This window comes from Agriterribacter sp. (assembly GCF_035497235.1).
Classification (GTDB): domain Bacteria; phylum Bacteroidota; class Bacteroidia; order Chitinophagales; family Chitinophagaceae; genus Agriterribacter.
In genome coordinates this window covers 92,420-107,170 of record NZ_DATJEB010000014.1, presented here as the reverse complement: position 1 = coordinate 107,170, position 14,751 = coordinate 92,420, and the positions used below count along the sequence as shown (strand labels likewise).

The 14,751-nt window shown below is 43.3% G+C and carries 12 protein-coding genes and 1 riboswitch; of the genes, 5 read left to right on the top strand and 7 right to left on the bottom strand.

Features of this window, described 5'->3' with window-relative positions; all coding sequences use genetic code 11:
• Both VL121_RS04975 and VL121_RS04970 read left to right on the top strand, forming a co-directional pair.
• Positions 1-963 (top strand): KpsF/GutQ family sugar-phosphate isomerase, encoded by a 963-nt coding sequence (locus VL121_RS04975; protein WP_325402790.1) that lies wholly within the window; start codon positions 1-3, stop codon positions 961-963.
• Between the two features lie 53 nt (positions 964-1,016).
• The gene (locus VL121_RS04970) at positions 1,017-2,099 is read left to right on the top strand and encodes a mannose-1-phosphate guanylyltransferase (protein ID WP_325402788.1); all 1,083 of its coding nucleotides are present in this window, start codon (positions 1,017-1,019) and stop codon (positions 2,097-2,099) included.
• 122 nt (positions 2,100-2,221) lie between these two features.
• Here VL121_RS04970 and VL121_RS04965 read toward each other — a convergent pair whose 3' ends face one another.
• The 4 genes from VL121_RS04965 to VL121_RS04950 all read right to left on the bottom strand — a co-directional run bounded on the left by VL121_RS04965 (position 2,222) and on the right by VL121_RS04950 (position 7,214).
• Entirely contained in the window at positions 2,222-2,824 is a 603-nt protein-coding gene (locus VL121_RS04965; RefSeq protein ID WP_325402786.1) for a carboxymuconolactone decarboxylase family protein, read from the bottom strand.
• Positions 2,825-2,893: 69 nt separating this feature from the next.
• Positions 2,894-3,580, bottom strand: a complete 687-nt coding sequence (locus tag VL121_RS04960; protein ID WP_325402783.1) for a peroxiredoxin — start codon at positions 3,578-3,580, stop codon at positions 2,894-2,896.
• Between the two features lie 115 nt (positions 3,581-3,695).
• Positions 3,696-4,742, bottom strand: coding sequence for an NAD(P)/FAD-dependent oxidoreductase (locus VL121_RS04955; protein ID WP_325402781.1), 1,047 nt, complete (start codon positions 4,740-4,742; stop codon positions 3,696-3,698).
• 9 nt (positions 4,743-4,751) lie between these two features.
• Positions 4,752-7,214, bottom strand: a complete 2,463-nt coding sequence (locus VL121_RS04950; RefSeq protein WP_325402779.1) for an ATP-dependent helicase — start codon at positions 7,212-7,214, stop codon at positions 4,752-4,754.
• A 150-nt stretch (positions 7,215-7,364) separates the two neighbouring features.
• Here VL121_RS04950 and VL121_RS04945 point away from each other — a divergent pair, with 150 nt between their 5' ends.
• On the top strand, positions 7,365-8,900 hold the full coding sequence (locus VL121_RS04945) for a malate:quinone oxidoreductase (RefSeq protein ID WP_325402777.1): 1,536 nt from the start codon (positions 7,365-7,367) through the stop codon (positions 8,898-8,900).
• A gap of 242 nt (positions 8,901-9,142) precedes the next feature.
• Here VL121_RS04945 and VL121_RS04940 read toward each other — a convergent pair whose 3' ends face one another.
• Entirely contained in the window at positions 9,143-11,032 is a 1,890-nt protein-coding gene (locus VL121_RS04940; protein ID WP_325402775.1) for a TonB-dependent receptor plug domain-containing protein, read from the bottom strand.
• Between the two features lie 116 nt (positions 11,033-11,148).
• A riboswitch (cobalamin riboswitch) is annotated at positions 11,149-11,424 on the bottom strand.
• 149 nt (positions 11,425-11,573) lie between these two features.
• Positions 11,574-12,170, bottom strand: coding sequence for an ATP-binding protein (locus VL121_RS04935; protein WP_325402771.1), 597 nt, complete (start codon positions 12,168-12,170; stop codon positions 11,574-11,576).
• Between the two features lie 63 nt (positions 12,171-12,233).
• On the opposite strand from VL121_RS04935, the gene VL121_RS04930 reads away from it, so the two are divergent.
• Positions 12,234-13,364 (top strand): saccharopine dehydrogenase family protein, encoded by a 1,131-nt coding sequence (locus tag VL121_RS04930; RefSeq protein WP_325402769.1) that lies wholly within the window; start codon positions 12,234-12,236, stop codon positions 13,362-13,364.
• 55 nt (positions 13,365-13,419) lie between these two features.
• Here VL121_RS04930 and VL121_RS04925 read toward each other — a convergent pair whose 3' ends face one another.
• Positions 13,420-14,016 (bottom strand): NifU family protein, encoded by a 597-nt coding sequence (locus tag VL121_RS04925; protein ID WP_325402767.1) that lies wholly within the window; start codon positions 14,014-14,016, stop codon positions 13,420-13,422.
• A gap of 167 nt (positions 14,017-14,183) precedes the next feature.
• Between VL121_RS04925 and VL121_RS04920 the strand changes: the two genes are divergently transcribed.
• Positions 14,184-14,705, top strand: coding sequence for a ferritin (locus VL121_RS04920; protein ID WP_325402765.1), 522 nt, complete (start codon positions 14,184-14,186; stop codon positions 14,703-14,705).
• Positions 14,706-14,751 lie beyond the last annotated feature (46 nt).

The following is a 14,751-nucleotide window of genomic DNA, read 5'->3' as shown; positions in this document are numbered from 1 at the left end:
ATGAGAGCAACTGATATTCAGGCAATTGCCAGACGAACCATTTTACTGGAATCTGAATCCGTTAAACAACTGGCGGGGTTTATTGATGTACAGTTTGAAGCCATAGTAAAATTAATAGCCGGGTGTAAAGGCAAGATCGTGATCAGTGGTATTGGTAAAAGCGCACTGATAGCGCAAAAAATAGTGGCTACATTTAATTCAACAGGAACCCAGGCTTCTTTTCTGCACGCAGCGGACGCTATCCACGGCGACCTTGGAATGGTGCAGCAAAACGATATTATACTCATTATAAGTAAAAGCGGCGAAAGCCCTGAGATCAAATTGCTGTTACCCCTTGTAAAAAATTTTGGTAACCCTGTTATTGCCATGACAGGAAACCTGGATTCTTATTTATCTGCAAACGCCGATTATATTTTAAATACTACGGTTGAACAGGAAGCCTGTCCTAATAACCTGGCGCCCACTACCAGCACAATGGCCCAGTTGGCAATGGGTGACGCACTGGCGGTTTGTTTAATGGAATATAAAGGCTTTACCAGCGATGATTTTGCTAAATTTCATCCCGGCGGTATGCTGGGTAAACGCCTGTATTTAAAAGTAAGCGACCTGTTTATGAAAGATGCGCGGCCGCAGGTGGACAAGAGCAGCAATTTAAAAGAAGTGATTGTGGCCATCACTCAAAACCGGATGGGCGCTACGGCAGTAATACAAGAGGGCGTAATTGCGGGAATCGTTACAGATGGAGATTTACGGCGGATGCTCCAGAAAGAAGAACATTTGTCGGGCATTACCGCGGAAGATATTATGAGTAAAAACCCCAAATGCATTGAGGAAGAAGCGCTGGCGGTTTCGGCTTTGGATATGATGAGAAAAAACAATGTCAGCCAGTTACTGGTAACCCGCAACGGACTTTATGCAGGAGTGCTACATTTGCACGACCTGATACGGGAAGGGATCATTTAAAGGTTACACTGCAAAAAAGGATTATTTACGATTTTAATATTTCAGGATTTAGCATGAATAAAAACCATTATGTGGCTATTATGGCCGGGGGAATCGGAAGTCGTTTTTGGCCCATGAGCAGAACGGCTTTCCCCAAACAGTTCCTCGATATTTTGAATACCGGTAAAACACTTATACAGGAAACCTTTGACCGTTTTGTTGATTTTATTCCCAAAGAAAATATATTCATCATCACTTCCGAGGAATATATACCTATTGTAAAAGCGCAACTGCCCGAAGTACTGCATGAAAATATATTAGGCGAGCCTTCGCGTAAAAATACCGCTCCCTGCATTGCGTATATCGCGTATAAGCTGAAAAGTATTAACCCTAACGGATGTTTGATCTGCGCTCCGTCGGATCATTTGGTTACGGAGCATATTGCTTTTAAAAAAGTATGTTATGAAGCGTTGAATTTTGTACGGCAGAATAATGCGTTGCTCACTTTGGGTATTAAGCCTACCCATCCTAACACGGGGTATGGTTATATACAATTTGAGCAGTATGAAGTAAGTGATAATGTATATAAAGTAAAAACCTTTACGGAGAAGCCCAGCCTGGAAATAGCGAAAACATTTCTGACCAGCGGTGAATTTTTGTGGAACGCGGGGATATTTGTATGGAAAGTAAAGAATATTGTGCAGGCATTTGAAAAGTACCTTCCCGAAATTCATGAGCTGTTTACTGCAGAAGAAAACGCGCTGAACACGGCTTCCGAAAAAGACGCGATAGCCCGGATTTACCCGCAGTGTACCAATATTTCTATTGATTACGGCATCATGGAGAAAGCGGATAATGTATACCTGATACCTTCAAGTTTTGGATGGAGCGACCTGGGAACATGGAATTCCGCATATGAAAATATGGAAAGGGATGAAAATGCCAATGCTGTTTCGGCATCCAATGTAATGCTGTTTAACGCGTCAAAGAATATTGTTAATGTAAAGCATGAAAAGCTGGTGGTATTGCAGGGTCTGGAAAATTATATTGTAATTGATACCGGCGATGTGCTGCTGATCTGTGAGCGCAGCAAAGAGCAGGAAATTAAAGAATATGTTTCGCAAATTAAAATAGCCAGGGGCGACAAATACCTGTAGAAAAAAAATGCCGCAGATGCGCAGATAAAAATCTGTGGATCTGCGGCAAAATGAAGCAGCACCAGGAATCGTTTTAATATAAATTCCTGTTTGTGGTGCGATGTTTCCCGGCGTTATAAGAGTTATGAAAGCACAGTGATCAGTCCTTTGATAACTGCACCTGTTTTTACGGCTTCAAAAATTCTTGATTCGCTGCTGCCATGCTGTAAAACAGTGTGTTCGTGCGAGGATACGCACATTTCACAACCATTGACAGCGGAAATAACAAGGCTTACCAGTTCAAAAAACTCCTTCCCCAGCACAGGGTTCATCATTACGCTCATTTTTATTCCTGCAGGCTGGTTGTTGTAAAAGTCTTTCTGCATAAAATGCCGGAACCTGTAAAATACGTTATTGGTATTCATGAGCGAGGTAACGGCGGCTATTTCCGCCAGCTCCGCTTCCGTTGCGCCTTCTTCTTTTGCCTGTGCAGTGAAACTTTCTTTCAGGGGGGTGTATTTTTCATTGATTGCAACGGCCAGCGCCAGTAGTAATGCTTCTTTTTTGTTCAGGTGCTGTGTGTTGTTCAGCGTATTGCTAACGTTGATCTTCAGGTCTTTAATATAACGGGATGTGGCATTAGCCAGTAATTCAAGACTGGCAGATGGCTCATAGTCCGGAATCTGCAGGTCATGCAACAGGTTATTTAATGTTTCATTTTGTATGGCTACTATTTCAGACATCATATTTTTTTTATTAACAGATAAATCCAGCAGGCGAATTGCCTGACCACTCACTACTCACCATTCACTATCCTAATTCAAATGTAATTGTGTGGTTAACGTCTCTTCTCCTTTCTTCCAGTTGCACGGGCACAGTTCATCTGTTTGCAAGGCATCCAGCACGCGAATCACTTCCTGTACATTGCGTCCAACGTTCAGGTCATTTACGCTCACCCAGCGGATAATACCCTGTGGATCTATTATAAAAGTGGCACGGTAAGCTACTTTTTCGTCATCAGTTAAAATGCCCAATGCTTCGGCAAGTGATTTGGAGGTATCGGCCAGCATTGGGAACTTCAGTTCACGAAGATCTGCGTGATCTTTTCTCCAGGCTAAATGCACAAATTCAGAATCTGTAGAAGCGCCAATCAGCACGGCATCCCTGTCGGCAAATTCACTGTGTTTTTTATTGAATTCTGCTATTTCGGTAGGACATACGAATGTAAAATCTTTCGGCCACCAGAATAACACGGTCCATTGATCCTTAGCCGATGCGTAGTCATGGGTGAGGTCAATAAACTCTTTTCCTTTTTCGGTTGATATTACGGCTTGTTTCTTAAATGCAGGAAGCATGCTTCCAATAGATAATACACGACTGCTCATATTGAAATTAATTTTTACAATACGTGAATAATGAGGTTGAACTTTTCTATGGCAGGAAAACTGACCGCAGCGGCTTATCGTTAGTGATGCAAATGTACTGCTATTATCTATAGACATTAATCATGATTATCTATAATCCCATAGACTATATCTATATATTGCTTAAGATAAGCTAAAAAGAAAGGACAGTAAAATATCGTGATAAGCTGTTGTGCCTATATTACTTTACCCATCACCGCAAAGGCATACCGGTTAATGCAGCCGGTTGGTCCGGATCAGTAAGTTGCCTGCATAATATCCGGGCTAAGGCGGGTCCGCAGGAAAATCCTTTTGTGCCCAGCCCGTTAAAAATAGCTACGGATGGCATAGCGGGATGTGTTCCTGTTAGAAATTGCTGTCCTGCAGTAGTAGGGCGTTCCGCTACCACATGATCAACTACTTTAAAAGGAAGGCTAAGCCAATGCCGGAGTGTTGCTTCCGTTTGCCTGCGCCAGTTTTGATCGGGCAACAGGTTGTTGAACTGCCACCGGTAATTGCTGCCGCACCAGAATAAGTCTTCTGCAGTGGGAACCAGGCGAATGCCGTAATGATAAATATATGCCCGAGGCAAACCCGGAACAGACAGCAGCAATGCTTCTCCGCGGTTTTTGGTAAATGGCAGGGTATTAAAAAAGGGATTGTGTATAGCTGCCGCTCCTTCACAAAAAATTATTTTTTCGGCACTGATTGCTTTATATCGTATGCCTTCCGGCGTTAGCCGGCATTCCGCTATATTAAAGCGCTCCTGTAGGAGTAGCGCCTTACTTTTTAGAAAATGAGACCAGGCTGACAATAATTGTGCGGCGTGTATTCTCCATACAGGGTTCACTTTTCCCATGCCATATTTATTTCTGAAGAGTTGTTGGGTTAATGTAATTTCCGCATCGGCGGGCTGCTGTATATACGCAGGAAACAGCGATTGCTTCTCATTATATAATTGCCGCTTTGCTTCATCTTTATGAAATACCAGCATGGGCATAGCTTCCATCAAAGAAATGCCAAGTGTTTCTTCCATGCCGCTATAGGTTTCCAATGCAGCAGCAATATAATCTTGATGATCTGCCACCATTGTCCACCTGTTTACATTTACAGGATTAATAACGGCTCCGGCCACCAGGCTTGCCTTAGGCAGTTCATGCGGCTCATCTATTACCACAAAAGACCTGTCCTGCTTCCACAATGCATAACTAAGTAATGTGCCTGCTATACCCTGGCCTATGATGAGGTACTGGGGGTGCATATACAATGATCAACTAATAATACGAAGCTTCGCGTAATTCAGCATAATTTTTTTTTCACCATTGTGTTCAAACTTTACCAGCGCAACAGGGTTTTGCGCACTGCCCTCCACTTTTATCACATCTCCAAAACCAAACTTCTGGTGTTCTATTTTTTGTCCTGCCTGCAGGTCTGAAGTATCACTTGCAGCAAAATCGGGCGAAGGCTGATGCGCTTGTACTTTGTTTTGAGGTATAGGGCCGATATAGGCGGGGGTAGTTTCCTTTTTTTTACCGGGAGGGGCACCATATTGCTTTTCGGCCTGCCAGGCAGTTGAACGGGATGCCGCACCACCAAAAGTGCCCCCTCTCATCCGTTCAAAAGCAGAACTGTTTAGTCCGTTCCGGGCGCCTCCGCCGGCGAAACTCCGGTCTAAGAATTCCTCGGGTATTTCACTGATAAAACGGCTGGGCTCATTTTGTATAAGGCTTCCGAACCGGTAACGCGAGTTGGCGTGGGTAATCCATAGTTTTTGCTTGGCCCTGGTAACAACCACGTAAAACAAACGCCTTTCTTCCTCCAGTTCCTCACGGGTATTAATGCTCATAGCATTGGGGAATAGGCTTTCTTCCAGTCCGGCGGCAAATACACAACTAAACTCCAAGCCTTTTGCCGCATGTATGGTCATGAGCTTTACCGTGTCGGCATCGGCATTTTTATTATCGGCATCGGTTAATAAGGTAATTTGTTGCAGGTACGTACCCAGGCTTTTATCTTCTGTTTCCGGAGTTTCGTTAGCAGCGTCAGCCGCTGTTCCGGTTTCCCCGGCCATATTAAGCAATGCTTCAGTTATTTCTTCCGCTGCAGGTTCTTCTCCTGTTTCGGTAATGCTTTCGTCCGGCGTTCCAAAAGGCCTTTCCACCCACTCTTTAATAGAGTTCAGCAATTCCTGTATGTTCTCGTACCTGGCCACTCCTTCGGTGCTCTTGTCATTAAACAATTCCTTTACAAAATTGGTTTGTTTTCCTACGTGCACAGCCACATCGTATGCATTTTTATGCTGCAGCATGCTGGAAAAACTTTTGATCATGAGTACAAAATTCTCAATGGATTCCAGCGTTGCGCCTTTATAACCAAATTCACGGGCACGTTCCAATACCTGCCAGAAAGAAATATTATTTTCATTGGCCGCCAGTATAGCTCTGTCTACCGAGGTTTTGCCAATTCCCCTTGCAGGGTAATTGATGATGCGTTTTAAAGCTTCTTCATCGGTTGGGTTTACCATTACGCGTAAATAGGATACATAATCCTTGATTTCTTTTCGCTGGTAAAAGCTTACGCCTCCGTAAATAGTATAGGCAATACCCATGCGCCGCAGGGCCTCCTCAAAAGCGCGGCTTTGCGCATTGGTACGGTACAGAATGGCAAAATCCTTATTGTGGAAATGGTTACGCAGCTTCTGTTCCTGTATGGTATCGGCCACAAACTTTCCTTCATCATTGTCCGACATGGTACGCACCAGGCTTATCTTTTCGCCGGTTACATTTTCGGTAAACAGTGTTTTCTCAATCTGTCCTTTATTATTGCTTATAATTTCGTTGGCTACATGCAAAATATTTTGTGTGCTGCGGTAATTCTGTTCCAGCTTTACCACTTTCACATCATCATAATCCTTCTGAAATTGCAGTATATTTTCTATGGTAGCGCCGCGAAAGCTGTAAATACTCTGGGCGTCATCGCCCACCACGCAAACATTTTCATGCATGGCGCCGAGTAATTTTATGATCTCATACTGGGCAGGATTGGTATCCTGGTATTCATCAATTAAAATGTATTTAAATTTACGCTGGTACTTGCTTAATGCTTCCGGGAAATGCTTAAGCAGCTCATACATCTTTATCAGCAGGTCATCAAAATCCATAGCGCCGTTTCTGAAACAACGTTTGGTGTAGGCGTCAAAAATTTTTGCGATGGCCGGGCGGTTACTGCGCATATCTTCCTGCTGAATACCATAATCGGTGGCATATTCCTGTGCATTGACCAGCGCGTTTTTTGCACTGGAAATACGGTTATATACCGTAGCCGGCTTATAATGCTTATCGTCTAAATTCATTTCATTTACCACGGCCTTTATGACGCTTTTGGCGTCATCCGTATCATAAATGGTGAAATGGTTGGGATAACCCAAACGATGCGCTTCGCCGCGAAGGATACGGGCAAACACGCTGTGAAAAGTTCCGATATATAAATTACGGGCTTCATTGTTGCCGAGAATATGCGCTATTCTTTCCTTCATTTCTTTGGCCGCTTTATTGGTAAAGGTGAGCGCCAGTATATTAAAAGCGTCTACACCAGTAGCCATAAGGTGAGCAATGCGGGTGGTAAGCACTTTCGTTTTGCCACTGCCGGCGCCGGCGATGATCATTAACGGACCATTGATATATAATACGGCTTCTTTCTGCCGCTCATTCAAACCCTTTAAATAATCCTGCATGGGTGCAAGTTAAGAAAAGGATGAAAGCCGGAAAGCTTTGTAAAAAATTTCTGTTGTAAATTTGCATTTCCTTCAGGCGCCGCGAAAGGTGATTTCATCATCAGGCGTAATATCAACAATTGCTTCGTCTGTCATTTTAAATGAATGTATATGTATAAATCACATGCAGGCAGTAGCCCCGATGTAGTTTTGGTAGGAGCCGGGATAATGAGCGCTACATTAGGCGTAATGTTAAAAGAATTAGATCCCGGCCTGATTATACACGTAATTGAGCGGTTAGATACAGTAGCCGCGGAAAGTTCTGACGCGTGGAATAATGCGGGTACGGGGCATTCGGCTTTTTGTGAGTTGAACTATACGCCGCAAAAGGATGACGGTAGTATTGATTGCAGTAAAGCCATTAAAATTGCCGGGCAATTTGTACAAAGCCGCGAGTTCTGGACCTACCTGATACAACAGGGATATATCCGTAATCCGGAGGATTTTATTCATTCCATACCGCATATGAGTTTTGTACAGGGCGAAGAAAATGTGGCGTACCTCAAAAAACGTTATGAAGCGCTCACACAATATGAACTGTTTAAGGGGATGCAGTATTCGGAAGATCATGGACAATTAGAAAAATGGATACCATTAGTAATGGAAGGCCGCGATCCTTCGGCAGTAGTTGCCGCAACGCGGATGGATATGGGTACCGATGTTAACTTTGGCGCCCTCACGCGCAAATTGTTCAGGTATTTATTTGACTTCCCAAGTGTAAAGCTGCACCTGGCGCACGAGGTAAACGATTTGAGCCAGGACGCTGATGGATTATGGCATATAAAAGTAAAAAATCTTACTACCGGTAGAAAAAGAACGATTACCACGGCTTTTGTTTTTATAGGTGCCGGTGGCGGCTCTTTACCGCTTCTGGAAAAGTCGGGTATACCCGAAAGTAAGGGCTATGGCGGATTCCCGGTAAGCGGACAATGGCTTATTTGTAATAATCCTGCTGTTATTGCACGGCATAGCGCCAAGGTATATGGAAAAGCGGCAGTAGGTTCACCACCAATGAGCGTACCGCATTTAGACACACGGGTGATAGAAGGAAAAAAATCGTTATTGTTTGGTCCTTATGCAGGCTTTTCTACCAGGTTTCTTAAAAACGGCTCTTTATGGGATCTTCCTGCTTCCATTAAGCTCAGTAATATCAAACCCATGGTAATGGCGGGTATTCATAACCTGCCGCTGACCAAATATCTTATTGACCAGGTAAGCCAGTCTGGCGAAGACAGGTTAGCGGCGCTGCGGGAATATTTTCCGAATGCCGTGGGCAAAGACTGGGATTTAGAGGTAGCAGGCCAGCGGGTGCAGGTAATTAAAAAAGATGAAGAGGAAGGCGGTGTGCTGGAATTTGGAACGGAAGTGGTGAACGCTGCAGACGGTAGCATAGCTGCGTTATTAGGCGCATCGCCCGGCGCATCCACGGCGGTAGCCATAATGATTGATCTTTTACACCGTTGTTTTGCTGATAAAATGAAAACAGCGGAGTGGCAAAATAAAGTACAGAAAATGATCCCTTCATACGGGCAATCGCTAACAGGTAATGAAAATATAAGCGGGCAGTCAAGGAAAAGAACCGCGGGGGTATTGGGCTTGGCAAATGCAAGCACTGCAGGAACAGGAAGTCCGGCCGGCAATGTTTAAATGTATAAGAGTGCGATATAGAAACAGGGTTATCGCCGGCAAAAATATATCAGGGCTACCGGTTTATACTTCCTGTCGGATAAATAGGATACAGCGGTAGAAATAATTTTCAATTCGCAAATTGCGAACTGAAAATTATCAACTCAAATACAATCATGAGCGGTGATATCGTGTTTTCTAATGCCTGTGAAATCAATATTTCTGTACAATAACATCCAAAACTCACGTTGGTATAATGCTTTCTATATTTTAACCCTTAGTCCACCGGTTATATTGAAACCCTGTGTACTGTAGCCATACACTTCCGTGTATTTTGCATTGGTAATGTTCTTTACATCTGCAAAAAACTTTATACGGTTTTGAGCAAACTGGTAGGAAGCATATGCATTCCAAAGTGTGTATGCACCCAGCAGGGCGGGCTGCTGCGAAAAAGTAACTGCATCATAATACAGATCATTTCTTTTACCATAGCTGTTAACCTGTGTGCTCACAAAAAATCGGGGCGTAACTTCCCAGCCCGCATTTATACCAAAGCTGTGTTTTGGCCTGCGGATCAAATTAGCATAGGTGCTGTCTTTATCATTTTGCTTTGTAGTTACTTCTCCGTCTACATAAGCATAAAAAAGCTTCAGTGTCAATTGCTTATTAATATAAACAGTAGGTTCAAATTCAAAGCCATGATCTTTCTGGTTGTTGAGGTTGATCAACTGGAAAGAGGGTCCGTACACAATTACATTTTCAATAGTACGCCTGAAGTATACCGCCCTGGCATCTACTACGCCCGATAATAAAGAGGTTTGTATGCCCGCTTCTGTTGTGGCCGAGGTTTCAGGCTCAAGATCAGCATTGGCGCTAAAAGGCCCGTATAAGGCCTGCAGTGAGGGCGCTTTAAACGCGGTGGCATAGTTGGCGAATATCTTTACCGCGTTACTGAAAGTATAGGAAGGATTAATGCTGTAGGTGAAATTATTGCCATATGCCGAATGCTTATTATATCGTGCGCCCAGTTCAAGATTAAAACCACCCAGGTCGCGCACAAAAAAAGACAGGTAAGGACTTGTTAGCTCCGCCGTTGGGTTTTTAGGTGTGGCCGTTTCATCATTCATTTTTTGTTTGTTGTAATGAACTCCTCCTAATAATTGTATATGCGGATTAAAGGAATAGTGGGCATACAATTCAGCGCTGTTTTTACTTCCCTTGTAAGGGTAAACGCCATAAGTTTCGGTAAAGTTGCGGTTCACTTCATCGTAATTATAAAAAGCGGTTAAACCGCCATTGGCAAAACTATATTGTGCCTGGGCACCGGTGGTAAGCAACTGCGCCTCGTATTTACTGTTGGCATCCGTGTAAGCGCCGCCATCGTAATTACCCTTAAAATGCGTATACCTGAAATGGGGTTTAACGTGCAGGCCTTTTGCTATACGGGTATCAAAATTAGCATGGAAGGCGTTTTGCGTAAACCCGTCTGTATCAAATATTTCACCGGCAGTAGTGTCGGCCGCTTCAGAAATGCCTCTTGTTTTATAATGTGTAAAACCAATATTATAGGATGATCCTTCAGCAGTTCCGTTTAGCCCGGCATCGGCTTTAAATGTTTTATAGGAGCCTGCTGCTATACCGCCGTAGGCTTCCACCGGTTTATTGATTGCCTTTTTTGTAATGATATTAATAACGCCTGCTATAGCGTCCGAACCATATAAAGTAGATTGCGCCCCTTTGAGAATTTCAATACGCTCCACCTGCTCTAAGGGAAACATCCTGATATCAAATGCTCCGCCGGTGCCGGAAGGATCGCTTATGGGGATACCGTTTACAAGAATAACCGTATAATCTGTTCCTGCTCCCCGAAGGTAAACGCTTTTATCCTTTCCGGGATTGCTGTAGGCACCATTAATCAATAAACCTGCCTGCTCGCTGAGCAATTGCGCCATATCTTTTCCGTTGCTTCTTTCTATATCCTGCTTATTGATTACCGTTACTACCTTACCTGTTTCACTTACTTTTTTAGGAAACCGGGTAGCGGTAACTACTACTTCATTTAATGATGTGGCGCGGGTACTGTCTTCCTGGGCCCATACTGGCTGGCTGCTTATTACAAGCATTACCATAAACCCTAATTGTATTTTGTTCATTTGCTGTTCCCTGCGGGATTTTAATTAATTGAGCGAATGAGCTACGGTGAAAGGAAAAGAAACGGCTTAATGCATTAAGTCATTTTCATCTCCGGCTTTTCACCCGAAAGCCCTTTGATTAAGAAATGGATCTGGCAGGTCTTCTGGCTCGGTTTACTGTTGAACACCTTCCCGTTCTTTTGAAACAGTGGTATGAAGATTCAACAGGTGAGTAGCAAATGCCCGCCCGGTTGAACACCGTTCGGACGGGGCGGATAGTGTGTAAGAAATATACACTGACTATTGCCTGCTGCCAACTCACTAAACCTTACAGCTACGGGGATAGCGCCGGATTTACACCGGACTTCCCTTTTAATGGCGCCGCGGCGCCAACCAAATACGCGGCAAAGATGATTACGGAAAATGGAAATACCAAAAAGAAATCTAAAGCGGAAAGTCAGAGATCCGAAAGGATGACTCACCAGTAACAACTGACCACGCACTGTTCAGGCATTCATTCCATCGTTAGCAGTCACCCTGCAACCTGTAACCGGCATCAATCTCAAATCTTAGATTTCGAATTTAAAATAATTCTTCCTACTGCCTTTTTCGCCTTTTCAAACCGCCCGGTATAATCTCCGCTAATATCGGCCCATGGCGTGCCCTGGTTGATCATAATATCTTTATAAATGCGGTACAACCGCTCTCTTGTTTCCGGGTCGGGATATTCCCGGAGTTCATCTTTCACCCAGGGCAGATCGGTATTGCATAAGAGGTAAAGGTCATAACGGCGGGTAACAATCTGATCAATGATCCATTGATGGCATTGATTAAAAACAAATTCACACCATACTTTCATTACATACATATCGGTGTCAATAAAAAGAAGCGGATTGCCTGTTAACGGGGCAGGTACACCATCCCCAACTGCTTCTGCCGCCGCTTTATCCTCCAGCTCTATTTGACCCTTTGCAATTTCCAGCAGGTTATCATAAGTATAATTCATTCCGTACTTCAGCAGGTATTCCCTGGCGTATTCCCTGCACCATAATGTTTTATAATAACCGGCTAACTGTTCACACAAACTGCTTTTGCCTGTTGACTCCGGACCAATGACTACAATTTTTTTTAGCGGAAGATTATTATTGCAATCCTTCATTAACGAGAGATTTGATTTCATGTAAAAGTGAAACAATATCTTTATTGTTTAAAATAATTATCAATGAAAATCGCTGTTCTTGGCGCCGGCATGGTTGGCCGTACCATTGCTGAAGATTTGGCCGCATCTTTTGACGTAACATCTTTCGATAAAAGCCACGCATCGCTTGCTTTGCTTGCACAAAGGGCGCCTTCTGTAAAAACGGAGGAGTATAATCTTTTTGGAACGGAAAACTATGACGTGCTGCTTAAGCCTTTTGATATAGTGGTAACCGCTGTTCCGGGTTTTATGGGATTTCGTATATTGAAGCAGGTGATAGCAACGGGGAAAGATGTAGTAGATATTTCTTTTTCGCCGGAAAACACGCTTCAGTTAGATGCGCTGGCAAAAGAAAATAATGTTACTGCTATAGTAGACTGTGGGGTTGCGCCCGGTATGAGCAACCTGGTACTGGGCCGCTATAATGAAGAAATGGTAGTAGATAATTTTGAATGCTATGTAGGGGGATTGCCTGAGATCAGGAAAAAGCCTTTTGAATATAAAGCGCCTTTTTCGCCGGTTGATGTGATTGAGGAGTACACGCGCCCGGCCCGGCTCATGGAAAACGGACAAATTATTACCAAAGCCGCATTAACAGAAATTGAGCTGATGGATTTTGAAGGTGTGGGAACCCTGGAAGCTTTTAATACGGATGGTTTGCGCTCTATTATAGATACAATGAACCATATTCCGAACATGAAAGAAAAAACGCTCCGGTATCCGGGCCATTGCGAACTGATTATTGCTTTACAGCGAAGTGGTTTTTTTGACAAAAGCAGTATCGCGTATAAAGGGATACACATTTCACCGCTTGAGTTTACTTCCGCCATTTTATTTAAGGAATGGAAACTGCAAGCAGGAGATGAAGAGTTTACAGTAATGAAGATTATTGTGCAGGGAGTACAGGAAGGCAAAAGAAAAACCGTTGAATATTCGCTGCTGGATTGTTATGATGTGCAAAGCCAAACTACCTCTATGGCACGTTCTACCGGCTATACCTGCACTGCGGCTGTTCATCTTATTGCACAAAAATTATTTACAGCAACCGGTGTTTTTCCACCCGAAAAAGTTGGCGGCAACAAAGCCTGCTTCAACCATATTATCCAATATCTTAAAGAAAGAAAAGTGAACTGGAAAAAAAAGGAATATGCATAAAAAAAGAGACATGCACCGGCATATCTCCTTTATATTTCTTATCAAACCAATTACCTTATTCGGCTTCCGCTACCACTTCCTTCACTTCAGGCACCATTCTTTTCATCATACCTTCAATACCCGCCTTAAGCGTGATCATGGAAGAAGGGCAGCCTGAGCAGGAACCCTGCAGCATCAGGTTCACCACGCCATCATCGTAACTTTTGAATTGTATAGCGCCACCATCCATTTCAACGGCAGGTTTTACATAATTATCAAGGATCTCTTTAATTCTTTTCACTACATCATCATCATCGGCCGCAACGCTGTTGGAAGCTTCGGGCTTTAATGCCGCAACTTCATCTTCATTAATAATGGCTTTGCCTTCTTCAAGATATTCTTTCAAAAAACTGCGTATAGAAGGAATCACATCCTGCCATTCTGTTTCAATCGTTTTTGTAAGCGTTACAAAATTGCTGGCAATAAATACAGCTTTTATAAACGGGAAACCAAAAAACTCCTGTGCAAGTGCAGAGGGCTTGGCCGTTTCTATATCCGGGAAATCGATGCTTTTGCCCGGGTAAAGTAACTTATTGGCAACAAACTTCATGGTTTCGGGGTTGGGGGTCATTTCCGTATAAATGCTTATAACGGGGTTACCAGTCCTGATCATACACGCAAAATTTAGAATGCAAAGATAAAAAAAATTATGCTTTATCAGCCGGTTTTCTACCAGTTGTTGCTGATTAGGCAATCATTTAACGATTCCGTACATTCGGGAAAAGAATAGTTGCTTTAACCTGGTTACTTCCTTTTTTTTCACTGACTAAATTGAATAGTATGATTTCCCCAAAAATTGAAAAATCGCTGAACCAGCAGGTTCAGTTAGAAGCCGAATCATCGCAAATATACTTAGCCATGGCCAGTTGGGCCGAAGTAGAAGGCTATAATGGTATTTCCGATTTTTTATTCAAGCATGCTGATGAAGAGCGCATTCATATGCTAAAGCTCATAAAATTCATTAATGAGCGGGGAGGGCATGGTATTATTCCGGCACTTTCGCAACCGGCTCAAAAATACAAAGGTATCCGGCCCCTGTTTGAACAGGTGCTCAATCATGAAATTCATGTAAGCAATGAAATCAATAAGCTGGTAGATATTTGCCTGAAGGAAAAAGACTACACTACACATAATTTCCTGCAATGGTATGTAAGCGAACAGATAGAGGAAGAAGCGCTTGCCAGGAGAGTGATAGATAAGCTCAAGCTGATTGGCGATGATAAGGGCGGCTTATATTTACTTGACCGGGATATTGTTACTATTGAAAGTGCACTCAAAACGGAAAAAGGAGGCAGGGGCTAAAATTATCCTGTATCATTTTTTAACGTCGGGCTACCGGTTTGACACG

Excerpts from the sequence above, each read along its gene's own strand:
- VL121_RS04975 (WP_325402790.1), top strand. The coding sequence starts at position 1 with ATGAGAGCAACTGATATTCAGGCAATTGCCAGACGAACCATTTTACTG.
- VL121_RS04970 (WP_325402788.1), top strand. The coding sequence starts at position 1,017 with ATGAATAAAAACCATTATGTGGCTATTATGGCCGGGGGAATCGGAAGT.
- VL121_RS04965 (WP_325402786.1), bottom strand. The coding sequence starts at position 2,824 with ATGATGTCTGAAATAGTAGCCATACAAAATGAAACATTAAATAACCTG.
- VL121_RS04960 (WP_325402783.1), bottom strand. The coding sequence starts at position 3,580 with ATGTCTATAGATAATAGCAGTACATTTGCATCACTAACGATAAGCCGC.
- VL121_RS04955 (WP_325402781.1), bottom strand. The coding sequence starts at position 4,742 with ATGCACCCCCAGTACCTCATCATAGGCCAGGGTATAGCAGGCACATTA.
- VL121_RS04950 (WP_325402779.1), bottom strand. The coding sequence starts at position 7,214 with ATGCAGGATTATTTAAAGGGTTTGAATGAGCGGCAGAAAGAAGCCGTA.
- VL121_RS04945 (WP_325402777.1), top strand. The coding sequence starts at position 7,365 with ATGTATAAATCACATGCAGGCAGTAGCCCCGATGTAGTTTTGGTAGGA.
- VL121_RS04940 (WP_325402775.1), bottom strand. The coding sequence starts at position 11,032 with ATGAACAAAATACAATTAGGGTTTATGGTAATGCTTGTAATAAGCAGC.
- VL121_RS04935 (WP_325402771.1), bottom strand. The coding sequence starts at position 12,170 with ATGAAGGATTGCAATAATAATCTTCCGCTAAAAAAAATTGTAGTCATT.
- VL121_RS04930 (WP_325402769.1), top strand. The coding sequence starts at position 12,234 with ATGAAAATCGCTGTTCTTGGCGCCGGCATGGTTGGCCGTACCATTGCT.
- VL121_RS04925 (WP_325402767.1), bottom strand. The coding sequence starts at position 14,016 with ATGATCAGGACTGGTAACCCCGTTATAAGCATTTATACGGAAATGACC.
- VL121_RS04920 (WP_325402765.1), top strand. The coding sequence starts at position 14,184 with ATGATTTCCCCAAAAATTGAAAAATCGCTGAACCAGCAGGTTCAGTTA.